At 32.9% G+C, this 23,341-nt stretch carries 23 protein-coding genes and 1 pseudogene; 18 read left to right on the top strand and 6 right to left on the bottom strand.

What is annotated here, in order from left to right; translation table 11 throughout:
* The first annotated feature begins 199 nt into the window (after positions 1 to 199).
* A complete protein-coding gene (locus tag PHF25_01200) occupies positions 200 to 610 on the top strand; it encodes a type II secretion system protein (GenBank protein ID MDD4526635.1) in 411 nt (136 codons plus the stop codon).
* Here the strand turns inward: PHF25_01200 and hemW are convergent.
* From hemW to PHF25_01170, 6 genes are all read right to left on the bottom strand, one after another.
* Positions 605 to 1,645: a radical SAM family heme chaperone HemW gene (gene hemW, locus PHF25_01195; protein ID MDD4526634.1), complete on the bottom strand. Its 1,041-nt coding sequence runs from the start codon at positions 1,643 to 1,645 to the stop codon at positions 605 to 607. The two genes, PHF25_01200 and hemW, sit on opposite strands and share 6 nt — an antisense overlap.
* Complete coding sequence (gene lepA / locus PHF25_01190; GenBank protein ID MDD4526633.1) at positions 1,646 to 3,445, bottom strand: translation elongation factor 4; 1,800 nt, start codon at positions 3,443 to 3,445, stop codon at positions 1,646 to 1,648.
* A 138-nt stretch (positions 3,446 to 3,583) separates the two neighbouring features.
* Entirely contained in the window at positions 3,584 to 4,237 is a 654-nt protein-coding gene (locus PHF25_01185; protein MDD4526632.1) for a hypothetical protein, read from the bottom strand.
* A gap of 61 nt (positions 4,238 to 4,298) precedes the next feature.
* Positions 4,299 to 5,519: a U32 family peptidase C-terminal domain-containing protein gene (locus PHF25_01180; GenBank protein ID MDD4526631.1), complete on the bottom strand. Its 1,221-nt coding sequence runs from the start codon at positions 5,517 to 5,519 to the stop codon at positions 4,299 to 4,301.
* A 72-nt stretch (positions 5,520 to 5,591) separates the two neighbouring features.
* A complete protein-coding gene (locus PHF25_01175; GenBank protein MDD4526630.1) occupies positions 5,592 to 6,170 on the bottom strand; it encodes a hypothetical protein in 579 nt (192 codons plus the stop codon).
* A gap of 154 nt (positions 6,171 to 6,324) precedes the next feature.
* Positions 6,325 to 6,750 carry a hypothetical protein gene (locus tag PHF25_01170; GenBank protein MDD4526629.1) on the bottom strand — a complete coding sequence of 142 codons (426 nt, stop codon included), beginning with the start codon at positions 6,748 to 6,750 and terminating at the stop codon, positions 6,325 to 6,327.
* Between the two features lie 136 nt (positions 6,751 to 6,886).
* Between PHF25_01170 and PHF25_01165 the strand changes: the two genes are divergently transcribed.
* From PHF25_01165 to lepB, 17 genes and pseudogenes are all read left to right on the top strand, one after another.
* On the top strand, positions 6,887 to 7,294 hold the full coding sequence (locus PHF25_01165) for a hypothetical protein (protein MDD4526628.1): 408 nt from the start codon (positions 6,887 to 6,889) through the stop codon (positions 7,292 to 7,294).
* Positions 7,291 to 8,061 (top strand): thiazole synthase, encoded by a 771-nt coding sequence (locus PHF25_01160; GenBank protein ID MDD4526627.1) that lies wholly within the window; start codon positions 7,291 to 7,293, stop codon positions 8,059 to 8,061. The genes PHF25_01165 and PHF25_01160 overlap by 4 nt, the downstream gene beginning before the upstream one ends.
* Positions 8,058 to 9,071, top strand: a complete 1,014-nt coding sequence (gene thiH, locus PHF25_01155; protein MDD4526626.1) for a 2-iminoacetate synthase ThiH — start codon at positions 8,058 to 8,060, stop codon at positions 9,069 to 9,071. The genes PHF25_01160 and thiH overlap by 4 nt, the downstream gene beginning before the upstream one ends.
* Before the next feature lie 164 nt (positions 9,072 to 9,235).
* Entirely contained in the window at positions 9,236 to 10,654 is a 1,419-nt protein-coding gene (dnaA, locus tag PHF25_01150; GenBank protein ID MDD4526625.1) for a chromosomal replication initiator protein DnaA, read from the top strand.
* A gap of 221 nt (positions 10,655 to 10,875) precedes the next feature.
* Positions 10,876 to 11,988 (top strand): DNA polymerase III subunit beta, encoded by a 1,113-nt coding sequence (dnaN, locus tag PHF25_01145; GenBank protein ID MDD4526624.1) that lies wholly within the window; start codon positions 10,876 to 10,878, stop codon positions 11,986 to 11,988.
* Entirely contained in the window at positions 11,988 to 13,010 is a 1,023-nt protein-coding gene (gene recF, locus PHF25_01140; protein MDD4526623.1) for a DNA replication and repair protein RecF, read from the top strand. Before dnaN ends, recF begins: the two co-directional genes overlap by 1 nt.
* Complete coding sequence (locus PHF25_01135) at positions 13,011 to 13,817, top strand: DciA family protein (GenBank protein ID MDD4526622.1); 807 nt, start codon at positions 13,011 to 13,013, stop codon at positions 13,815 to 13,817.
* An 11-nt stretch (positions 13,818 to 13,828) separates the two neighbouring features.
* Entirely contained in the window at positions 13,829 to 16,180 is a 2,352-nt protein-coding gene (gene gyrB / locus PHF25_01130; protein MDD4526621.1) for a DNA topoisomerase (ATP-hydrolyzing) subunit B, read from the top strand.
* Between the two features lie 24 nt (positions 16,181 to 16,204).
* On the top strand, positions 16,205 to 18,670 hold the full coding sequence (gene gyrA, locus PHF25_01125; protein ID MDD4526620.1) for a DNA gyrase subunit A: 2,466 nt from the start codon (positions 16,205 to 16,207) through the stop codon (positions 18,668 to 18,670).
* Complete coding sequence (gene ychF / locus PHF25_01120) at positions 18,671 to 19,774, top strand: redox-regulated ATPase YchF (protein ID MDD4526619.1); 1,104 nt, start codon at positions 18,671 to 18,673, stop codon at positions 19,772 to 19,774.
* A 111-nt stretch (positions 19,775 to 19,885) separates the two neighbouring features.
* Positions 19,886 to 20,107, top strand: a pseudogene (rpsP, locus tag PHF25_01115) (30S ribosomal protein S16).
* A 150-nt stretch (positions 20,108 to 20,257) separates the two neighbouring features.
* Positions 20,258 to 20,491, top strand: a complete 234-nt coding sequence (locus PHF25_01110; protein ID MDD4526618.1) for a KH domain-containing protein — start codon at positions 20,258 to 20,260, stop codon at positions 20,489 to 20,491.
* Positions 20,492 to 20,501: 10 nt separating this feature from the next.
* Positions 20,502 to 20,927, top strand: a complete 426-nt coding sequence (locus PHF25_01105; protein MDD4526617.1) for a YlqD family protein — start codon at positions 20,502 to 20,504, stop codon at positions 20,925 to 20,927.
* 19 nt (positions 20,928 to 20,946) lie between these two features.
* Positions 20,947 to 21,438 carry a ribosome maturation factor RimM gene (gene rimM / locus PHF25_01100; protein MDD4526616.1) on the top strand — a complete coding sequence of 164 codons (492 nt, stop codon included), beginning with the start codon at positions 20,947 to 20,949 and terminating at the stop codon, positions 21,436 to 21,438.
* The gene (trmD, locus tag PHF25_01095) at positions 21,435 to 22,172 is read left to right on the top strand and encodes a tRNA (guanosine(37)-N1)-methyltransferase TrmD (GenBank protein MDD4526615.1); all 738 of its coding nucleotides are present in this window, start codon (positions 21,435 to 21,437) and stop codon (positions 22,170 to 22,172) included. Before rimM ends, trmD begins: the two co-directional genes overlap by 4 nt.
* The gene (rplS, locus tag PHF25_01090) at positions 22,169 to 22,528 is read left to right on the top strand and encodes a 50S ribosomal protein L19 (protein ID MDD4526614.1); all 360 of its coding nucleotides are present in this window, start codon (positions 22,169 to 22,171) and stop codon (positions 22,526 to 22,528) included. The genes trmD and rplS overlap by 4 nt, the downstream gene beginning before the upstream one ends.
* 2 nt (positions 22,529 to 22,530) lie before the next feature.
* Positions 22,531 to 23,262, top strand: coding sequence for a signal peptidase I (gene lepB, locus PHF25_01085; protein ID MDD4526613.1), 732 nt, complete (start codon positions 22,531 to 22,533; stop codon positions 23,260 to 23,262).
* Positions 23,263 to 23,341 lie beyond the last annotated feature (79 nt).

The raw sequence follows: 23,341 nt of genomic DNA, 5'->3' as shown, positions 1-23,341 counted from the left end.
GAAACCATAAGATAACTAAGGCGTCCTTGATCCATAGTAACCATTATATTGATTTAATTATTTGATAGCAACTGTCACCTTAATAATTTTAATAAATATCTAAATGTTACGGCAATAATATTTAACAACGAGTCTATTGACGTCATCATTTCTTTGTAATATAATTACTAACGTATAAAAATAAAGTGGAGGTGTTAAAATGAAAATGAAAAAAAGATCAGGGTTTAGTTTGTTTGAGCTACTTATTGCTTTGTCGTTAATGGTTATACTGAGTTCTTTTGTTGTGCCAAATATTAAAAAAATTCAAAATAAAAGCAATCAAATGACGGCGGAAGTTAACTTGCGAACTTTTCAATCTTGCGTAGAAAATTATTTTATCGAAAATAATATTTATCCCTCAGGCAGTTTAGGAGCAAAAGAACTTTTTGAAACATTAAAAACCGAGGAGCTAATCAAAACAAGCCCAATAAATCCGTATACCAAAAAAGCATACGCTGATAGCGACACTAAGGGTAAAATCACTTATGCTTCTAGTGATGGGGAGGACTATACTCTCAATCTATACGAAGCAGATGGTACAACTGTTGGACTTAGCCTAAACAGCTTATAACATTAGTTCACCCACAATGGTATCGTGAAACAAAAACCCTTTATTGGTCAGGATTAAGCGACCTTCTTTCACAACAAGAAGGTCGCCATATCTATCTACAACCGTTTTAAATCGTTTCTCAAGTGGTGCACCGTTTATGGTTCTTAAATTCATCATTAGTCTTTCATTCACTTGTTCATTTTCTGTTAATCTATCTTGATTAGCTTTTGTACCTTGGACATACTTGCCAATATCTTTAATGTTCTCTGTTCTAATTCCGCTGACAGTAGAAACTGCACCTGCGCCTACCCCCAGGTAATCCAAATAGTCCCAATAAGCTAAGTTGTGTTTACACTCATATCCCTTGTTTGCAAAATTAGATATTTCATAACGCTCATATCCTCTACTCTCTAGCCCTTGCAACACTTCTTCTGCAAGTTCTGCTTGAGCGTCGTCCTTTACAGGATGCCTCCCGTTTAGTTTGCTATAAAGTTTTGTCTTCTTTTCCAAAGTAAGCGCATAATAAGAAACATGTTTTATTTCTTGTGGGATCAGGCTTACTTCTCTAAAAATATCTGACTTTTTTTGCTTAGGTAGTGCATACATTAAATCAATCCCAACATTATCAAACACCTTTAAAGCTAACTCTGCTTTCTCTCGTGCATTTACTGTTCTTTTTCTACCTATAAGTCTCAATTTATCCTCGTTAAAAGACTGTATACCTATACTAAGTCTATTAATGCCTGATTTCCGAAAAGACAGGAGTTGCTGATGATTTAATGTCTCTGGATTACATTCAATAGTTATCTCACAATTTGTTGAAATGTTCAGTTTACTAAATATTTTTTCTATCTGCTTGCCACTTAAAAGACTTGGTGTTCCACCACCAAAAAAAATAGTCTCTAGTTTGTCACCCTGATACCTTTCTTGTATCTCTAATAAAACAGCATCCACGTAAACCTCATCAACGCATGAGTTTCCGGAAACAGAATAAAAATCACAGTAGTCACATTTTGTTGTGCAATATGGAATGTGAACATAAAAATGGGATACCATTTATTTTTCGTCTTCGATACTTAAGATGGACATGAAAGCTTCATCTGGAATTTCAACACTTCCCACACTTTTCATCCTCTTTTTACCTTCTTTTTGTTTCTCTAAAAGCTTTCTTTTTCTAGAAATATCACCGCCATAACACTTGGCTGTAACATTTTTTCTTAACGCTTTAATCGTTTCTCTAGAAATAATTTTGCTTCCGATAGAGGCTTGAATAGGTATCTCAAACATTTGTCTTGGTATTAATTCTCTTAATTTTTTTACAATAGCTCTACCCCTAAAATAAGCATGATCTTTGTGACAAATAAAAGAAAAAGCATCAACTAAATCACTCTTTAAAAGAATATCAACCTTCACCAAATCTGATGATTCGTATCCTGCGAGCTCATAATCCAGTGAAGCATATCCCTTGCTCAGAGACTTCAGTTGACCAAAAAAATCAACCACAATCTCATTTAAAGGAAGCCTATAGTAAAGCATTATTCTTTCTTCTGTTAAATATTCCATATGGTCTAGTTTTCCTCTTTTTCTATTACATAAATCCATAATGGCACCCACATATTCGTTCGGCAAAATTATATTCGCCTTGGCAATTGGTTCCTCTATTATTTCTACAATTCCTCGTTCAGGATAATTGGCTGGATTATCAATAATTAATTTTTCACCATTAGTTAATGTTATATGATAAACAACTCCCGGTGATGTTGCTATCATTTCAATATTGAATTCTCTCTCTATTCTCTCTTTGATGATTTCCATATGTAAAAGACCTAAAAATCCACACCTAAAGCCAAAACCTAAGGCTTTGGATGTTTCTGGCTCAAACCTCAAAGAAGAATCATTTAATTTAAGTTTTTGTAAGGCGTCCCTTAAGTCTTCATAATCATCACTACTTACTGGGTAAAGTCCACAAAAAACCATAGATTGTGGTTCTTTATATCCTGGCAATGCTTCTTCTGTTTCGTCTCCAGCAAGAGTAATCGTATCGCCTATTTTCACATTCTCTATATTTTTTATATTCCCAATTAAGTACCCTACTTCCCCCGTATTCAAAAAGCCTGTCCTAATTTGGCTTGGTTTAAAATAACCTATTTCTGTAATATCATATTCGGCATCAGTTTGCATAAACTTTATCGTTTGACCCTCTTTAATGCTTCCATCTATCACCCTTATCATTACTTCAACGCCTCTATAACTGTCGAAATGAGAATCAAAAACTAACGCTTTAAGTGGCTTATTAACTTCACCCTTTGGCTGAGGCACAAAGTTGACTATCGCCTCTAGAACATTTTTTACTCCAACTCCCGTTTTTGCACTAACCGGTATATAGTCAGACGGTCCAAGAATCGCTTCAACTTCTTTCATCACTTTCTCTGGTTCTGCTGCTGGAAGGTCTATCTTGTTAATAACAGGCATTATTGTTAAATCGTTTTCTATTGCTAAGTATATGTTTGCTAATGTTTGGGCTTCTATGCCTTGTGTGGCATCTACAACCAAAAGAGCACCTTCACAGGCTGCTAAACTTCTGGAAACTTCATAAGTAAAATCAACGTGACCTGGTGTATCAATAAGATTAAGCATATATTCATTACCATCTTCTGCCTTATACATCATTCTTGCTGGATGAAGTTTGATAGTTATGCCACGCTCTTGTTCTAGATCCATAGAGTCTAAGAGCTGTGCTTTCATTTGACGCTTACTGGTTGTGCCTGTGACCTCCAATAATCTATCAGCTAAAGTAGATTTACCATGGTCTATATGAGCAATAATTGAAAAATTTCTAATATATTTTTGATCCATCAACAGCAATTATAATCTAAATGTCCATTTGTATACATTGATATTATTCTTGTGTTTCTCCGAATATATCGTTTTCAAGATTAGAAGGTGTAAAGCCAAATTCAACGTTTACTGGCATTACCCTAATATAATCATGGTTTATCTAAAAACTGCTTTGTACGCTCTTTTTAGCTTTACATTAACGCTTGCAACTGTACCTCTTTCGGTATTTTTTTCCACATTTATCCCCGTTCCTCTGGTCATTGTTCGTATAAACCTAGTTGCCCTTTTTAGTCCTCCTAGTCTCCACTTAAATCGCAAGTCCTCTATTGGAATAGCATTAAGTAAGCTATTGTCTTCAACTGCTTTGTCTATTACGTTTACCTTTAAGCTAGAGGAGGTCCTATCTAGCTTCCACTCTAACTGTACTGGATACTCTAAATGCATTTTGTTACCGTGAACAATAGCATTTTTAATAAGCTCCAAAATAATAAACCCTAACTGTTCATTTTGACTTTTAAAAACTGGCGCAAAATCATCATCAAAATCTGCTACTAGATTTAACTCAAATTCATTTAAGAAGTTATTTAATATTCTTTGAGCTATTTGTTTTGAAAATGAATATAAAGAATCATGTAATGCTGGTTTATCGCCTTCTATAAACAACGCATTATTCATCCCGCTAATTTCAACTCTACCTTGGGTTTTTTGAAAACAAAGGTTATTTTGATCTTCTAATATTTGTAGTGCCTTAAACAAGCTTACTTGTATTTCAGAATCTTGTTCTCTAAGACTCATTATTTTATAGTACATGCATTCTCCTTTGATAATGATTTATCTCTGGATAATTTATCGTTTTTAAAACGAAAAAATCTCAACTATTTTTGCGTACTATTATTTGCTCAAAAGCACCGAACTTATTTGGAATTAAAACCTTCGTTCTGTTATGTGCAACACTCAAAACGGCATCTTTATTGGCATCTTTCATTTTCTCAAGAAGGACACTTTTTGCTTCCTTTTCTCCTGGAAAAAGAAACTCCAACACGTCTCCTGCTTCTATTTTGTCCCTTACGTCTACGGTTATTTGATTACTATCAGAATAAGCAATCCCTACCATTTTTGTATCCTTAATATAGCCTGAAGATTCAAAGTTAAAGCTCCCCTTTTCCCCGTCATAAAATCCAGTGCTGTAATCACGATGTGAAATATTAGTCAGCTCTTGTTTAGCCCAAGCCAGAGTAGCCTCTCTAAGTTTTCCCTGTAAACACTCATCTATTACTGCACGATATACTCGCACTACATTTGCTACGTAATAGCTTGTTTTGTTCCTACCTTCAATCTTGAATGAATCTATCCCTATTTCCATTAATTCTGGTATCTTTTCTACCAAACATAGGTCCTTAGAGTTCAAAATATATGTACCTTTTTCATCTTCTTCAATCTCAACATACATCTTATCGTCCTTCGTCCCACGTCCTTCGTCCTTCTGCTTGTATTCCCACCGACATGGTTGAGCACACTCTCCACTATTGGCATCTCTACCTAAAAAATAGTTACTTAAATGGCATCTTCCAGAATAACTCATGCACATCGCTCCGTGCACAAATATCTCTAATCCAATAGACGTGTTATCTCTTATGGAAACTATATCTTCTTTGGTAAGCTCTCTGGCTAAAATAACCCTAATTATTCCTTGTTTCTGCCAAAACTTTACTGCTGCAGAATTAAGAGTATTTGCTTGTGTAGAAAGATGAAATTCAGCATCTGGAAGCTGTTCTTTTAAAATCAAAAAAATACCAGGATCAGAAACAATAAAAGCATCTGTCTTGATAGCCTTTAGCTTTTGGCTTATAGTTTTTAGCTTAACAATGTCTGCTTCATGAGCAAAAAGATTTATTGCCAAGTAATGCTTTTTCCCTAACGAATGAGCTAGTTCCGCACAACGAGTAAGCTCTTCTATGCCTAGCTCCGCCTTGGCTGTTCTTCGTAAAGAAAATCCATCCAATCCCTGAAAAATAGCATCTGCACCATATTTAAGTGCAAAAAAAGCGTTTTCGTAATTACCTGCCGGGGCTAGTAGTTCTGGTCTTTTCATAATAAATTCAATTTTACGTGTTGCAACTAGTGTTGTAAACGCTAATTCTCTAGCTTGTTTTATTTTGCAACACTACTCTGCTAATGTTTGTATTATTTCTAGTAACTTCTGTGCTACTGAATAATAACTATCAACTGTTGTGTTTTGTCCACCAGCAAACACTCCTAACGGATATCCACCCTCAAAAATAATATGCCCTGTTGTTTGAACTCCAACTAACCCGTTTAACGTATTAACTAAATATCCTTTTTGCTGTTGACTGTAAGTGATTACGTTTATTTTACTGGATAACTGCAAAACTGCTTCCAACATTTCTTTTTGTTGTGGAGAGGGTTTGACTGATATAAACACAATCTGATTATTTTTTGCTAATTCTAATTGAAACCCTTGGTTAGTTGCGTTTGTATAAAAATTTGCTGCTTCTACTGTATTTATTGTTGTATTTGGAAATAATGTCTTTAATATTGCTTTAATAGTTGCTATTTCTATAGGGCTTCCAACAATAGAGACGGTTTCAATTTTAATTTGACTTGCTTGTTTCTTTAACCTTTCCCAGCTTGTTTCAATTTTTTGTACGTCATTACTATCAGTACGTGTTTTTAAAGTGTTATCTGTAACAGATACTTGATTTGCTATTATTTTATTGTTCATTTTTTACCTTTCTTATCTTACGTTTTCATGAATTATTAATATGTCATATGTCGTTTACTACAAGAACTTGTCCCTACTATTTTTATTTAAATACATTATTTTATTTTGTTGGAAAGTGAAAACCCAGCACTGCTATCCGGTTAAGCTGGTTTTATTATCCTTCTTGGATTTGTAGCAATTGGGATTTAAGTTGTGCTATTTGCTTAACAACATCACTATCTATTTCTCCTGGTAAAGACAACGATTCTTCGTAAGCCTGTTGTTTTTCAAGTTTGTCTATCTGAATTCTAATATTATCTCTTTTGCTCTCAGCAACGTTAAACTTTGTCCAGTCTTCTCTATATTCTTCTAGGCCTGCAGTCACTTCTGCAATAATACTTTTATGTTCTTCGTTTTCGCCAACTCCAAAAAGCTCTGCCTCAGACCAATCAAAAAAAGCCTCTCGCAGGTCATCTGTTTGTATCTTGTTAAGTGCTTTTTGATCAAAAAACTTATTTCCAGCAACTGAACTAAAAACACTATCAAAGGCTCCTTTACTAACAAGACTATTTAAATTACTTTCCCCAAAGGTTATTTCCATTATTAACTCCTATAACTTTTAAAACGTTAAACCCAAGGTTATGTTTGTATGCTTTGTTTCTGTTATTATCACCTATGCTTATAACTCTTATTGATAAATATACTTCTATTCTTTATACTTTAGGCTGAGGTGCAAAATGCTTAAAAAAATTCTTTTTCTTTCAATGCTTTTGTTAACGTTCATTCTTTTTGGTTGTACAGCTGAAAAAAATATTACTATAAAAAATTCTGCTGCAGACGAACTTTTTATCACCACTATTACTGCATTAAAGAAAGAATTACCAACAGCACTAATCAGTTTTGATTTTCCAACAACAACCGTTTCCTATTCCAACTATCAAGGAACTTTATACCCTTCTAATGTTGAAATGAAATTTCTTCAAAATGGTCCTGATGCTGATGTCTTAATCACGGCAGAAAATGCTGATGAAAATAAACTAACAAACTTACAAACTGTAATCTCAAAAAATTATGAAATTTATTTAAAATCAAAGGAAATTGAAGCTACTTCTCCACAATTACGCAGAATAGACTTAGCAAGATGATCGGTGATGATTTAAAAATCGCTGGCCGCTTGTTTGGTTCTCGTCTCTTTATTGGTACTGGCAAATTTTCCTCCTCAACAATAATGAAAAGTGCGTTAATTGCTTCTGAAACTGAAATGGTTACGGTAGCACTAAGACGAGTTGATTTAAGTAATCCTGACGATCATATTTTAAATCACCTAGATCTTAAAAAGTGTCAACTTCTACCAAATACTGCCGGTGCTCAATCTGCCGATGAAGCAATCCGACTAGCCATGCTTTCCAGAGCCTCGAGCCAAACTAATTGGATAAAGCTAGAGGTTACACCTGAACCAAGACATCTTGTTCCTGATGGTGAAGAAACATTAATAGCAACTAAATTTCTAGTAAAAGAAGGCTTTGTTGTTCTCCCTTATATGCAAGCTGATCCTATCTTAGCCAAAAAACTAGAAGACGCTGGTGCAGCAACTGTAATGCCTCTTGGCTCTCCAATTGGTTCTAATAAAGGGCTAAAAACCAAAGAGCTTATTAAAATTATAATTGCTAATTCCAATATTCCGGTAGTGGTTGACGCAGGAATTGGCGCTCCTTCTCATGCTTGTGAGGCGATGGAGCTTGGAGCTGATGCTGTTCTTGTTAATACTGCAATTGCTATTGCTAATGACCCCATATTAATTGCTTCGGCTTTTAGAAGTGCCGTTATAGCGGGCAGGCAGGGATATCTTGCCGGCTTAGCTGAAGAATCAGAAGGAGAAGCTTCTAGTCCTTTATCTTGGTTAATAAAGTGACATTTAATGTTTCTTCTTTTGCTAAACTATTAACAGCTACTTCTGACTCTGAATTAAATAACTTAGCTCTGAAAGCAAAAAAATTAACCCAACAACACTTTGGCAACACCATCCAACTTTATATACCGCTATACTTATCCAATGAATGTTGTAATTCTTGCTTATATTGTGGATTTAACAAAAACCAGAAGATTAAAAGACAAACATTGTCTCTTGAAGAAGCCACTTCGCAACTTCAAATAATCAAAAGCAAGGGTTTTGATAATATTTTACTCTTAACTGGTGAACATAAAGCTAGCGTTGGCGTAGATTATTTAGAACCGATCATTCAGCAAGCACAAAAAATGTTCTCTTATGTGGCACTAGAAGTTTTCCCTTGTACAACTGCAGAATACAAAAAACTTGTGGACGCTGGTACTAGTGGACTCACCATATATCAAGAAACGTATAACAGAAAAATTTATTCTAACATGCATCCTGCTGGCCCAAAAAGAGACTTTGATTTTCGCTTTACTGCACCAGAAAGAGCTCTCACTGCTGGCATGAGAAAAATGGGTTTAGGCTTTTTGCTTGGCTTGTCGGATTGGCAAACAGAAGCAATAAACTTGGCTGAACATCTTGATTATTTAATGAAAAAATACTGGAAAGCAGATTTCACGGTTTCTTTTCCTAGGATACATGAAGCTCCTAATGGCCTACCAATCCAAGCTGTTTCAGACAGAGACTTTGTGCAAATGATTTTAGCCTTCAGAATAGCTTTTCCTAAAGTTGGCATCCTTCTTTCTACTAGAGAAAATGCACAACTTAGAGATAATCTTCTTGGGCTAGGAGTTACTCAAATTAGTGCTGAATCAAAAACCAATCCTGGTGGTTATAGTGAAAATTCCTCTGATGAGCAATTTAAAGTTAGCGACAACAGATCACTAGAGGAAATCATCTCAACTTTGGAAAAAAAAGGCTTTGATCCTGTCATCAAAGATTGGTCTACAATCTTATCAAAAAAACAATAATTTAACTTAAAATAGATTGAAAAAACAACATACTAAAAAAAGACCATAAATCAGAAAACATAAGAGCTGCAAGGTTATTTTAAAATTACAAATTTGTAACTTCACTTTTGCAACTCTTTCATTATTGCAAATTTATTTTTTGTTTGATACGATACTTATCAACAATGAGTTATCCACAGGTAAATAACACAGCTATTAGTATCATTGATGTATGGGAACACGTAGACGAGTATCTTCAAGAAAAGCTAGGAAAAATTTCTTATGCTACTTTTCAAAAAGCAGTCAAACCCATCTCTTTTTTAAATAATTCCCTTATTCTGGGGGTACCTAATGCTTTTATGAAAAAATGGGTATATGAAAAATGTGATTATCATATAAAAAGGTCTGTTAAAAATAATTTTGACCTTGATATTATCCTCGAGCTCAATGTTAATGAGCAAATGAAACAAAAAGCAGAGGACGATTTTTTTGCAAACGAAGAAGAAGAGTTGACTTTCTCTCAAAACCTTGAAGAAGAACAACCACAACGTAAGACATTTAGTATAGAACCTCAAGAATCAGCATACATGCTCAACCCTAAATATACATATGACACCTATGTCGTTGGTCAAAGCAACCGCTTTAGTCATGCAGCTTCTCTGGCTGTGGCAAAAGCGCCCGGAAAAGCGTATAATCCTTTTTTTATTTATGGTGGCGTTGGTCTGGGTAAAACCCATTTAATGCATGCTATTGGTCATAAGGTTCAAGATCAGCATCCTTATCTAAAAGTTATATACATCACAGCGGAAGAATTTACCAACCATCTTATAAGTTCGCTTCAAAACAATAAAATTAATGAATTTAGAGAAAAATATAGAAAAGTAGATGTTTTGCTTATCGATGATATACCTTTTATTGCTGGTAAAGAAAAAACAGAAGAAGAATTTTTTCATACTTTTAATTATTTATATCAATTTAACAAACAAATTGTTATAACTTCTGATAGATTACCAAAAGACATTCCTTCTATCCAGGATCGGCTTAAATCACGTTTTGAGTGGGGTTTATCCGCAGATATTCAAGCGCCTGACCTTGAAACAAGAATGGCTATTTTATACAAAAAACTAGAACCTGAGTTTCAAAACATCCCTCAGGATGTTATTTATTATATTGCCTCTCAAATTCCTGGCAATATTAGAGAATTAGAAGGTGCGTTAATAAAAATAATTGCTTACTCTTCTTTAATTAATCAAGAAATAACTATTAATTTAGCAAAAGATGTTATTAAAGACATTGTAAAAAACAATACTAAAAAACCTATTTCTATTTCTAAAATTAAGAAATCTGTTGCTGAATACTACAATATTGAGTATGAAGGATTATCTGCAAAAATTAGAACTAAAGAAATAGTACATGCTAGACAAGTAGCAATGTATTTATGTAGAGAACTAACTAACTTTTCTTTGCCTAAAATTGGAGAAAATTTTGGAGGTCGAGACCATACCACTGTTATGCATGCCTGTGATAAAGTAAGAAACGATATTAAAAAAAATACTGATCTAAAAAGTGCTTTAAATCAAATAAAAACAACACTAATAGACTAAATAATAATTTGTTGATAATGTTGTTAATAACTTATTAATAACTTAACAAAAAAAGGGGATAAGTGAAAAAAATAAAAAACTGTTGATAATACTAGGAAGAAACTCTTATAATTTGTGGAGAGTTTTCCTTGATAGTTATCAATAAAATACTTGTTGTTCTACATATCAACAGGTATGAGTAAGAAGAGTTTAAAATATATAAATTAATAAGGAGTAGTAATATGAATATAACCTGTGAAAAAAACAAACTATTGAAAATTTTATCAATAAGCATGAATTCAGTAAGTGAAAGAACAACAGTTGAGGCATTAAAATGTTTTAAATTAGAAACAAAGAATAATTTATTGATTATTACTACAAATAATTTAAAAACTAATATTATTTGTTCTTTAGATGCGCAAGTTGATTCAGAAGGAGTTACCTTAGTTCATGCGAAAACTTTTTATAATATTATAAGTAAATTACCTTCAGAAGATGTTTCTATGTATTTAAGTGAAAATAATACATTGTTAATTAGTAGTGGTGATTCAACTTTTAATATATTTACAGCAAACCCAGAAGAGTTTCCAGAAAATATGCTTATTGATGAATATAAAGAAATATCTTTAAGTAAAGAAGTTTTTAAAGATATGGTAAGAAGAGTTGCTTTTGCTGCTTCAGAAGAAGAGGAAAAAGTAATATTAAATGGTGTTTTAATAGATATCGATAGTGAGAAAAAAAAGATAATTTTTGTAGCTGCAGATGGCTATAGATTAGCTAAAGACGATATTAGTTTTAATGGAAAAGACTCTTTAAAAGTAATAATACCAATTAAAACAATTAAAGAAATTATGTCAATTTTTTCAATTAAAGAAACAGAAACAATAAAAATAAGATTAGGTGAAGATAAAATTTTATTTATGATAGAAGAAGTTCAAATGTATTCCAGGGTAATTAATGGACAATTCCCAGACTATAATTTATTAATACCAAAAGAAAAAAACTTAGACATTAAAATAAATAGAAAAGAATTTTTAGATGCCTGTGAAAGAATAAATATTATAGCTCAAAGAAATTCATACATGGTGAAAGTTGAGTTAGTAAATAAAGCGTTAGTTATTTCTTCTGTAACACCAGACTTTGGTGATGGAAGTGAAAAATTAAGCATAGAGTACTCAGGGGATGATAATATTAATGTAGTTTTTAATGTAAGATTAATGATGGATGTTTTAAAAAGTTTAGAAAGTGATTATATAAAAATAGAAATTATTAATGATGAAAAACCATTAGTAATCAAAGAAGATAATAATCAAGAATATATTTATATTATGATGCCAATAAAAGTTAAAAGGTAATGCTCATAAAGAGTATTTACTTATATAACTTTAGAACATTTATTGATAAAAGATTTACATTTACAGAACAGAATAATTTAATTATTGGGTTAAACGGTAAAGGTAAAAGTAATCTTATTGAGGCTATTAATTTTTTATCGTCAGCAAGATCATTTAAAACAAATATCAATAAAGAAATTATAAACTTTAATCAAAAAGAAGCTTCATTGATAGCAGAAGTAGTTAATGAAAAAAAAATAAGTAAAATAAATATTGTTTTTAAAGAAGATGGCTCAAAAAAAATTTCAATCAATAATAGTATTTTAAATAAATCCTCAGATTTATTAAAAGAATTTACTGCTATTTTAGTATCACCAAACGATATAACCATAATAGATGGCACACCAAGCGTGAGAAGAAGATATTTAGATACAATCTTATCTAAAACACTGCCAGGATATTTAGATATAGTAAAAGAACAGAAAAGAATAATAGATATTAAACGGAAAGTATTAAAAGGAAATACTATTAATGAGGATTTGTTAAATATTTATCATGAACAACTTAAAAAAGTAAATACTAAAATAGTATCTTATAGAACAAAAATATTACAAGAAATACAAGAAACAGCTAATAAATATTTTAAACAATATTACTACAAAGTAGGGTTTATAGAACTAAAATATGTAGACACTTTTCTATTGGAAGACATAGTGAAAGAAAAAAATTATAGAGAGTGTTTATACGGATCACATAGAGATGATTTTGAGATTTACTTAAACGAGAAATCAGCTAAAAAATATAGCTCTACAGGTGAAAAAAGGCTAATAAGTTTATTAATGAAAATAAGTGAAAAAAATTTATTTAACGATAAACTAAAAATAAAACCAGTACTATTGTTAGATGATGCTTTTTTAGGATTAGATGATGAAAGGCAAACTATTTTCTATGAACTTATTGAAAGCGATCATCAAAAAATACTAACCTCCACAGAGGATAAATATCAAAATAAAGTAATTAATCCAAGCATCCTAAGGTTATAGATGAATAGCTTAAAAGATATTTTATTACAAAGTACAGTAAAAAATCTTAAAGAGAGCTTGTTGCTTAAACGAGCATACAAAGAAATAGTAAACGAAAAAATTGTAAACGTTACAATAGATCTATTATATAAAAACAACACATTGTGTATTTATGTAAAAGATAATGTTTGGGCAACCCAATTAATGCAATATAAACATACTATTCTGAAAAGAGCTAAAGAGGTTGTAAAAACAATTAAAGATGTAAAAATACTAGTTTCTTTTGATTTAGCTCCAGAGGAACAAACAATAAAAAGTAAAAAAACCAAAAAAGATATAACAAATTTAGTTCAAGATATTAATAATTGTGATTCCAAATATAGAACAAAAATAAAAAAAATCATTATTAATTCTGAACGGAATTATGAACATGTTTGCGCTGTGTGTGGGAGTCCAGTACTTTCTAAAAAAACAAACTTTTGTTCGTTATGTTTATCACAAAATAAAGCAATACGAAAAAAAGGAATTCAAGAAATACTAAAAGAAACACCTTGGGTTAAATATGAAGAAATAGAACAAAATCAAAAAAAAATCATGAATTATGAGGGATTTATGCAAGAAAAGAAGTTTAAAATCAACAGAATTTGTGATATTATTGAAAAAGAATATATAGATATTCAAAAAAACAGAAAACCTAACACAGAGTTTTTTAAGTCTAAAATAGAGGAATTAGTGATTTTGAAAATAAGTATAGAGCCTACAGAGTTAACAAAAGAAAACATAGAGAATAATATTCAAAAAAAATGGTTCAAATTATACCAAAGCTAAGGAGAGAATGAATGTCGGGAACATATGATGCGTCGGATATAAAAATTTTAGAAGGGTTGCAAGCTGTTCGTAAAAGACCAGCGATGTATATTGGATCAACAGACACCAAAGGCTTACATCATTTAATATATGAAGTAGTCGATAATAGTATTGATGAAGCAATGGCAGGCTATTGTAACGAAATAATAGTTTCTTTTAATGAAGATGGTTCCGTTAGTGTCACAGATAATGGTAGAGGAATCCCAATAGGAATACAAAAAGATAAAGGGGTAAGTGCAACAGAAGTTGTTCTTACCGTTCTTCATGCAGGTGGAAAGTTTGAAGGAAAAGGATATAAGGTTTCTGGTGGACTACATGGCGTTGGTGTTTCTTGTGTTAACGCTTTATCTGCAACATTAATAGTAGAGGTATTCAGAGAAGAAAAAAGATATCTTCAAGAATTTAAAAGAGGGATACCTCAACCCCCATTATTAGAAGATGCGCCTGGTCATGCAACAGGAACAACAATTAGGTTTTATCCTGACGATCAAATATTTGAAACCTTGGAATTTGAATATAGTTTAATTTTATCTAGAATGAAGGAATTGGCGTATCTGAATAAAGGGTTAAAAATAATTCTAGAAGATAATAGGCCTGAAGAAAAACTAAGAGACGAATTCCATTTTGATGGAGGGATTTTAGAATATATCAAAGCTATTGATGCTGCAAAAGAAGAGCTCCTAAAAGAACCATATTATTTTACAAAAGAAACAGAGAAGGCAGAGGTTGAAATAGCTATCAATTATAGTAAAAATTATTATGATGAGCATGTTATTTCCTTTGTTAATAATATTAGAACTAGAGAAGGTGGAACTCACGTTGTTGGTTTTAAAACAGCATTAACAAGATCATTAAATTCTTTTGCTAAAAAACATAAGGTATTTAAAGGCAATGAAATTTTAACAGGAAATGACGTTAAAGAAGGCTTGACCGCTATTATTTCTGTAAAGATTCAGGATCCACAATTTGAAGGACAAACTAAAACAAAGCTAGGCAATAGTGATGTCAGGGGCATTGTCGATAGTATTGTTGCTGAAGGATTAGAATTAGCATTGGAAAGAGATCCAAACTCAGCAAAACAAATTATTCAAAAATCATTATTAGCCGCAAAAGCCCGAGAAGCTGCTAGAAAAGCACAAGATTTAGCTAGAAGAAAAAATGTTTTAGAAAGTACTACTTTACCAGGAAAACTATCTGATTGCACTGAATCAGATCCAGCAAAATCTGAGTTATTTATAGTTGAGGGAGATTCTGCGGGTGGTTCAGCAAAACAAGGAAGAGACCGATATTATCAAGCAATTTTACCTTTAAGAGGAAAGATTATTAATGTTGAAAAAGCTAGACTAGACAAGTTGTTAGCCAATGAAGAAGTTAAGGCATTAATAACAGCCATAGGACCAGAGGTTATTGCCAATATGGACAAGTCAGATGAAGACATGCCCAGAGAAGAAGTTTTAAAAAAGGTTAGATATCACAAAATTATAATTATGACCGACGCGGACGTTGATGGTGCCCACATTAGAACGCTTTTACTGACCTTTTTTTATAGATATGCTCGTGCCTTAGTAGAGGCTGGCTTAGTATATGCAGCTCAACCACCACTTTATTTAATTAGAAAAGGTAACAAGAAACAGTATGCTTATAATGAAGAACAAAAGAATGTTGTAATAAGTGAGCTTGCGTTATCAGGCGTCTCAATTAAAACTAAAACTGGAAAAGTTTTCGAAGGACCTGAAATTTTAGAATTTATTGATAAACTTAGAAAATATAAAGAGGTATTGTTAGAAGCCGATAGATTTTCAGTAGATAAAACAACGCTTAAAGATGTTTTATTAAATATGGATATACCAAGATTTATTGAGATAAAAAAAGCCTATAATGAGATGGATGAAGAGTTTTTAGATTCCATAGCAAGTGATCAAGATAAATTTGTTTTAGAACTTTTTTCCATCAAACAGATGAATATGGACCTTATTAAAGAAGTAATGCATTATGATGTTTCAGAAGCAGAGACAGTACCTTATGAGGTAACCGTTGCAGAGAAAACAGATATTGTTGATGATAATGCCTTGCTAGTTGAATTTATAGATAAAATAGCAATTCGAGGAATTTCTTTGCAAAGATACAAAGGTTTAGGGGAAATGAACCCTGACCAGCTATGGGAAACAACTATGGATCCATACAAAAGAACTTTGGTGCAAATTAAATTAGAGGACAACGAAGTCGCTGATGAAACATTTACTATTTTAATGGGTAGTGATGTTGTACCGAGAAAGAATTTTATTGAGACATACGCTAAGCAGGTAAAATGGCTTGACGTTTAGGGTATAGAAAGGAAAAAATAATAAATGCAAGAAGATCTTTTTACAACAATTAATATTAAACCAGTTAACATAGAAGTAGAGATGAAGGCTTCCTACATCGATTATGCGATGAGCGTTATCGTTGGTCGTGCTTTGCCGGATGTTAGAGACGGATTAAAGCCAGTACATAGAAGAATACTATACGCTATGTATGAACAAGGAATAACACATGATAAATCTTATAAAAAATCAGCCAGAGTAGTTGGGGAAGTTTTAGGTAAATATCACCCACACGGAGACACAGCTGTTTATGACTCAATGGTTAGAATGGCACAGGAGTTTTCTTTACGTTATCCAATGATTGATGGCCAAGGTAACTTTGGGTCAGTGGATGGAGACAGTGCAGCAGCAATGAGATATACGGAAGCAAGAATGTCCAAAATAGCAGCAGAAATGTTAGCGGATATTGAAAAAAATACAGTAGAGTTTACACCAAATTTTGATGAATCCTTGAGTGAGCCAGCAGTATTACCATCAAAACTACCAAGCTTACTTATTAATGGAAGCTCGGGTATCGCAGTAGGTATGGCCACAAACATCCCACCGCATAATATCACAGAAGTATTAAATGGTTTATTAGCACTTATCGATAATCCAGAAATTACGCCGATGCAACTTATGGGTTTTATCAAAGGACCTGATTTTCCTACAGGTGGAATTATCAGAGGACAAAAAGGAATAATAGAGGCATATACTACAGGAAAAGGTATTATCAAGCTTCAAGCAAAATATCACATTGAAGAAGTGAAAAGTAAAAAAAGAAAAGCAATAATCGTTACAGAAATACCCTATACAGTAAATAAAGCACAGTTAATCATTAAAATTGCTGATTTAGTAAAAGAAAAAGTTTTTAACGGTATTGCTGACTTAAGAGATGAGTCAGATAGAAAAGGTATGAGGATTTATATAGAGCTGAAGAAAGAAGCAAATGAAGATATTGTTTTAAATCTTTTAATGAAGCACACAAGCCTCTTCATGAGTTATGGAATTAATATCGTTGCACTGGATAACGGACAACCAAAACAGCTTAATCTTAAAGAAATGCTTGTTAAGTTTTTAGAACATAGATTTATTGTTGTCAAAAGAGCAGTTGAGTTTGATTTAAATAAAGCACAAGCAAGAGCTCATATCTTAGAAGGGCTAAGAATAGCGTTAAATAATTTAGACGAAGTAATTGAGCTGATTAGGGCAAGCGCAACAGGAGCAGAGGCTAGAGATGCTTTGGTTGTAAGGTTTGGTTTATCAGAAATACAAGCTCAAGCTATATTGGATATGAAGTTACAAAGATTAACAGGGCTTGAAAGAGAAAAAATAGAAATAGAATATAATGATTTAATGGAAAAAATAAAAGACATGATGGATATTCTTTCTAAAAAAAGTAGGTTGTTAGATATTATTAAAGCAGATTGCTTTTATTTGAAAGAAAAATTTGGAGACGAAAGAAAAACAGAAATTGCAGAAGGCTTAGAAGATATTAACATTGAAGATCTTATTCAAGAAGAAAAAGTAGCAGTTTTCTTTACAAAGTTTGGATTTGTAAAAAGATTAGCAGTAGATACTTTTAGAAACCAATTAAGAGGCGGAAGAGGTATCGGCGGTATGGTAACCAGAGAAGGAGATATAATTGAAAAAGTTGTTATCACTTCCACTCATAGTTACTTAGTTTGTTTTACTTCCGAGGGTAAAGCTTATAAAACAAAAGTTTATAATATACCAGAGGAATCACGCTACAGCAAAGGTTCTTCGATTAAAAACGTTCTTAATATCAAAGAGGAAGAGAAGGTTACAACAGGTGTTGTAATTGAGAACTTTGATGTAGATGACCAGTATTTATTAATGACAACAGTTCATGGAGTTGTAAAAAGGTCCAAAGTATCAGACTTTAAGAACATTAGAACAACAGGCATTATCGCTATTAATTTAGACGAGGGTGATGAACTAAGATGGGTTGAGATAACTAATGGAAAAATGGATGTGTTAATGGTTAGCAGTAACGGTATGGTTATAAGGTTTGACGAAGAACAAGTTCGCTCTGTTGGACGTACCGCTAGAGGCGTAAGAGGAATGAAGCTAAGAGCTAATGATATTATCGTTGGAAATAGTATAATCGATCCTGATGCTGAAAAAGAAAGCTTATTAATGATTGCGTCAACCGGTACTGGAAAAAGAACACAAGTTAGTAACTTTAGAGTTCAAAATAGAGCAGGTATTGGGGTTATTGGAATTAAACTCAAAGTTGATGACAAATTAGCTGGTGGACTTGTCGTGCAACCTGATGACGAGGTCATAATTGTTTCTTCTAAAGGAACGGTTTCTAGACAATCAGTTAAGTTAATATCTTCACAAGGAAGAGCAGCTAGAGGTGTTAAAGTTCAAAAGTTAGATGGTGGCGACACTGTGGTTGCTTTTGCTAAGCTTTTAGAAGATGACGGTGAAGAGAGCCAAGTATAAGTGGGGTTTTCTTTAGGGATAGTCGGCCTTCCAAATGTTGGTAAGTCAACACTTTTTAATGCAATAACTAAAGTTGGAGCAGAGGCTAGTAATTATCCTTTTTGTACAATAGACCCAAATGTTGGCGTAGTGACAGTACCAGACGAGAGATTAGAAGTTTTATCAAAAATATCGGGCTCTAAGCAACTATTACCAACCGCAATCGAGTTTGTAGACATTGCTGGGTTAGTTAAGGGTGCCTCCAATGGTGAAGGATTAGGAAATCAGTTTTTAGCAAACATTAGAGAAGTTAGTGCAATTGTTCATGTCGTTAGATGTTTTGAAGACCCACAAGTAATTCACGTAGATGGTTCCGTTGATCCCATTAGAGATATAGATGTAATTAACACAGAGCTTATTTTGGCTGACTTGCAAACAGTTGAGAAAAGACTGCAAGCTGTCCAGAAGAAAGCTAAGGGTGGTCAAGACAAAGAAGCTGTTGCTCAGTTTAACTGTTTTTCCAAATTTCTTGAGGCATTGTCAGCCGGGAGAGCAGCTAGGTCCGTACAGATTAATGAAGAAGAAGAGAAAATAATCAGGCAAATTAGTTTATTAACCTTTAAACCTGTTATTTATGCAGCTAATGTTAGTGAAGAGGATATTATAAGTGGAGAAGAAAATGCTTTTGTGAAAAAAGTTAAAGAATTTGCGAGCGGAGAAAGCAACGAGGTTGTAGTAATTTCAGCTCAAATTGAGTCTGAGATATCTCAACTAGAAGAAGCTGAAGCAAAAGAGTTTTTGGCTGAATTAGGCATGAAAGAATCGGGATTAGCAAAACTCGTTAGTTCTAGTTATCGACTCTTAGGGTTAATCACTTATTTAACAACAGGGGAAAAGGAAACAAGAGCTTGGACGATAAAAAAAGGCACAAAAGCTCCGGGTGCTGCTGGTGTGATTCATACAGATTTTGAAAGAGGATTTATTAAAGCAGAAATAGTTGCTTATAAAGACCTTAAATCTGCAGAAAGTATGGCTAAAGCTAAAGAAAATGGTACAGTAAGACTAGAGGGAAAAGAATACGTTATGCAAGACGGAGATGTGGTTGTTTTTAAGTTTAATGTCTAGTATTCTGGATGTTGCCCCTTTTATCAATAAAGTGTAAAATGTTAACTTATAATAAATGTCCTTGTGTCATAACACAATACAGCAACAGTTTAAATGGAGGTGAAGAAGCAGATGACAGTAAAGATAAAGCTACAAAGAAGAGGAAGAACAAAGAAACCAGTTTATAGGATTGTTATCCAAGATTCCAAAGCAGCAAGAGATGGAAAAATTATTGATATAATAGGTCAATATAATCCACTAACAGAGCCGATGGTGCTTGATTTAGTTGAAGAAAAAGTTAAAAAGTGGCTTGGCAATGGAGCTCAACCTACTGAAACAGTAGAGCGATTATTAATCAGCAAAGGCTACCTGGAAGCAAAAAAACAAAACAAAAAAGCAGTACCAGTTAAGGAAGAAGTAGTTGCGGAAGAAGCACCAGTAGCCAAAAAGAAAGCAGCAAAGAAGGCTACAGCAGAAGCTGAAACAAAGTAGGAGGCAGATAAGATGAAAGATCTATTAGAACTATTAACTAAAGCATTAGTAGATAATCCTGAAGAAGTTGTTATAAAAGAAACAGTTGGTGAGAGTATTATTATTCTTGAGATTAAGGTAGGACAAGAAGATATTGGTAAGGTTATTGGTAAAGAAGGAAGAATTGCTAACGCGATTAGAACTGTTGTAAAAGCTGCTGCTGCAAAGCAAGGCAAAAAAGTAACAGTTGAAATCATAACTAAATAAGGAGTTTATTATGGCAAAGTCTGTTACTTTAAAAAGAACCGTTACAATCAAAGCAATTGTTACTGATGATTTTAAGAAATATTTAACTTATGAACTAGAAACATCAATTAAAGATCTTCAGAAAAAAATATCAGATGTAGAGAAGCAAGCAGCTGATCTGGTAATTTCTTTAGAAAAAAGTGGAGCAGCTGACCAAGTTAAGATGATTAATCAGCAACTTCAGATTGAAAAACAGCAACAAGAAAATACTATTGCTGATCTTCAGAAAAGAATAGAAGATGCAAAAAATTTACAACTAGATTCAGAATTCATCCAAGGAACCATAGATGGTTTTACAACTGTTAAAACAGGGGACAACCTATATCAAAAGCTTGGAGCATTAGAAATAGTAGTTAAAGACGGTGTTGTTCAAGACATTAAAGGAGAGCAGGACTAATATCCTGCTCTTTTAGCTATTGTATTTTCCAGTTGCTAGAATAATTAAACCACATGGCGTAAAGGGAGAACTGAAGCTTCTACCAATAAAACCTGTTTTTTCTCAGCTCTTACTTAATCAAAAACAATTCAAAACAGAAAATAATAAATTAAAAGTATCTTTTCTAAAAGAACATAAACAAGGGTTCATTGCGAAATTTGCTGATATAGATGATATGGATGCTGCAGAAGAGTTAAGGGATGTAGAGCTTTTAATAGAAACTAAGAAAGTATTAACTTTTTTTAAAGAAGAAGGCTTGTTTTTTAGTGAGCAGTGGATTGGTTATCGGGTAGAAGATGAAAAAAAGAAGAGCCTTGGCGTAGTTGATAATATTTTATACACAGGAGCTAATGAGGTGTTGGTAGTTCTTGGAAAAGAAGAGGTTCTTGTACCTGTTATTTCAGAATTTATTTTAGAGGTTGATGATGAAAAACAGATTATTAAGGTAGTTAAGCCAGAATATTATAAATGATAAAAACAATAGCAGTTTTGACACTATTTCCTGAAGTTGTTAAAGCTTATTTTTCAGAAAGTATCTTAGGCAGAGCACAAAAAGAAAATAAAATAGTTCTGAACGTTTTTAATATAAGAGATAAAGCAAACAATAAACATAATAAAGTGGACGATATTCCGTTTGGGGGATCAACAGGCATGGTCATAAGGGTTGAGCCTGTGGTGGCAATGTTAGAGGAAATAAAGAGAGAAACAAGCTACGTGATAATGACTTCACCAAAAGGTAGCAAGTTGGACCAAAATAAATTGCAAGAATTATTAACCAAAGAAAACTTGGTAATTATTTCAGGTCATTATGAAGGTATAGATAGTAGGGTAGAGGGTTACATAGATGAAGAAATTTCTATAGGAGATTTTGTTTTAACAGGTGGCGAACTGCCAGCAATGGTGATTGTAGATGCCCTAGTTAGGCTTATTCCGGGAGTTTTAGGGAATGACCTTTCTGCAACGGAAGATTCTTTTTCTAGTGGTCTGTTGGATTGGGATGTCTTTACTAGACCTAGAGAATTTGACGAAAAACATGTTCCTGCGGTACTATTGTCCGGCGACCATAAAAAAATAGAGCAATGGAAGAAAAAAAGTGCTATAATAAACAGCCTTGTGAGCAGACCAAAGGTTTTAGCACAATATAAATTTAATAATGAAGAAATAAAAATCTTAAAAGATTTTTTAAAGGAGGATGAAATAGCGTGAGTAATATAATACAGGAATTAGAAAAAGAACAAATGAAAGAAAACGTTGTCGATTTTAATATAGGAGATACGATAAAAGTATTCTATAAAATTACCGAAGGAAAGAAAGAAAGAGTTCAGCCATTTGAAGGCGTTGTAACAAGAATACATGGTGGAGGCGTTACAAAGGGCTTTACTGTTAGAAAAGTTGTCGGTGGGGTAGGCGTTGAAAAAACATATATGCTACATTCACCAAAAATTACTGAAATTACAGTTTTGAGACAGGGTAAAGTAAGAAAAGCTAGATTGTTTTATTTAAGAGATAGAATAGGTAGCAGGGCTAGTAAAATTAAGGCTAAAGACCCAAGATTCAATTAAAAATGGCTCACATCAAAAAGGCCATAGCTAGTATATTAAATTTTATAGGGACAGTTATTATAGCTGTCCTTATTGCTTTTTTTATTAAGGAATTTTTTCTTGAATTTCAACTGATTCCTTCTGGGTCTATGATTCCATATTTTGAGGTTGGAGATAGACTAGTTGTGAGTAGAATGTCTTTTGGTATACAGAACCCACTGTATAATGCGAAGAAAAAGAAAAGCATCATGCTTTTAATGAGAAACCCACTATATAAAGCCAATTTACCATTTTCTGATAATCTTTATTTTTATAAAAGAGATTATCAACTCAACAGATACGATATTGTTGTTTTTTTCCCACCAGAAGAGCCTATTTGGGGTAGTGAGTATTCCTTTGCAGGTGACAAAAGGAGAACTTCTTATTTTGAAGCACCTCAGCTTATAGGGGAGAAGTATGTTAAAAGAATACTCGGTTTACCAGAAGAGGTTTTAGAGATTAAAAACGGTTACATTTACATCAATGGTAAGAAACTAGAAGAACCGTTCCCAGTGAACAGAGATTATTTTGATTTTGGTCCGATAATAGTTCCAGCAAGCAGTTATTTTATGATTGGTGACAATCGTCCTAGAAGCAGTGATAGTAGGTATTGGGGTCCAGTACCTGAAGAAAATTTGTTAGGTAGAGTTTTGGTAGTATTTTGGCCGTTCAATAGGGTTAAGAGTATAGAGCGTTATGGAACAAAATTTAACTGAAGAAGAAAAAAGAGAATTACAAGAAGCGTTAGTAGAGTTAAAAGAAAATATAGCTCAAGCTAAACCAAAAATTCTTAAA

It is taken from the genome of Candidatus Margulisiibacteriota bacterium (genome assembly GCA_028706105.1).
Classification (GTDB): Bacteria; Margulisbacteria; Riflemargulisbacteria; order GWF2-35-9; family DYQY01; genus DYQY01.
The sequence above is the reverse complement of the archived record's forward strand: the minus strand, read 5'-3'. Positions and strand labels throughout refer to the sequence as shown.

Excerpts from the sequence above, each read along its gene's own strand:
- PHF25_01185 (MDD4526632.1), bottom strand. The coding sequence starts at position 4,237 with ATGTACTATAAAATAATGAGTCTTAGAGAACAAGATTCTGAAATACAA.
- PHF25_01110 (MDD4526618.1), top strand. The coding sequence starts at position 20,258 with ATGAAAGATCTATTAGAACTATTAACTAAAGCATTAGTAGATAATCCT.
- PHF25_01105 (MDD4526617.1), top strand. The coding sequence starts at position 20,502 with ATGGCAAAGTCTGTTACTTTAAAAAGAACCGTTACAATCAAAGCAATT.
- PHF25_01135 (MDD4526622.1), top strand. The coding sequence starts at position 13,011 with ATGAATAGCTTAAAAGATATTTTATTACAAAGTACAGTAAAAAATCTT.
- PHF25_01180 (MDD4526631.1), bottom strand. The coding sequence starts at position 5,519 with ATGAAAAGACCAGAACTACTAGCCCCGGCAGGTAATTACGAAAACGCT.
- recF (MDD4526623.1), top strand. The coding sequence starts at position 11,988 with ATGCTCATAAAGAGTATTTACTTATATAACTTTAGAACATTTATTGAT.
- PHF25_01160 (MDD4526627.1), top strand. The coding sequence starts at position 7,291 with ATGATCGGTGATGATTTAAAAATCGCTGGCCGCTTGTTTGGTTCTCGT.
- trmD (MDD4526615.1), top strand. The coding sequence starts at position 21,435 with ATGATAAAAACAATAGCAGTTTTGACACTATTTCCTGAAGTTGTTAAA.
- gyrB (MDD4526621.1), top strand. The coding sequence starts at position 13,829 with ATGTCGGGAACATATGATGCGTCGGATATAAAAATTTTAGAAGGGTTG.
- lepB (MDD4526613.1), top strand. The coding sequence starts at position 22,531 with ATGGCTCACATCAAAAAGGCCATAGCTAGTATATTAAATTTTATAGGG.
- hemW (MDD4526634.1), bottom strand. The coding sequence starts at position 1,645 with ATGGTATCCCATTTTTATGTTCACATTCCATATTGCACAACAAAATGT.
- PHF25_01200 (MDD4526635.1), top strand. The coding sequence starts at position 200 with ATGAAAATGAAAAAAAGATCAGGGTTTAGTTTGTTTGAGCTACTTATT.
- dnaA (MDD4526625.1), top strand. The coding sequence starts at position 9,236 with ATGAGTTATCCACAGGTAAATAACACAGCTATTAGTATCATTGATGTA.
- PHF25_01165 (MDD4526628.1), top strand. The coding sequence starts at position 6,887 with ATGCTTAAAAAAATTCTTTTTCTTTCAATGCTTTTGTTAACGTTCATT.
- PHF25_01170 (MDD4526629.1), bottom strand. The coding sequence starts at position 6,750 with ATGGAAATAACCTTTGGGGAAAGTAATTTAAATAGTCTTGTTAGTAAA.
- PHF25_01175 (MDD4526630.1), bottom strand. The coding sequence starts at position 6,170 with ATGAACAATAAAATAATAGCAAATCAAGTATCTGTTACAGATAACACT.
- dnaN (MDD4526624.1), top strand. The coding sequence starts at position 10,876 with ATGAATATAACCTGTGAAAAAAACAAACTATTGAAAATTTTATCAATA.
- gyrA (MDD4526620.1), top strand. The coding sequence starts at position 16,205 with ATGCAAGAAGATCTTTTTACAACAATTAATATTAAACCAGTTAACATA.
- lepA (MDD4526633.1), bottom strand. The coding sequence starts at position 3,445 with ATGGATCAAAAATATATTAGAAATTTTTCAATTATTGCTCATATAGAC.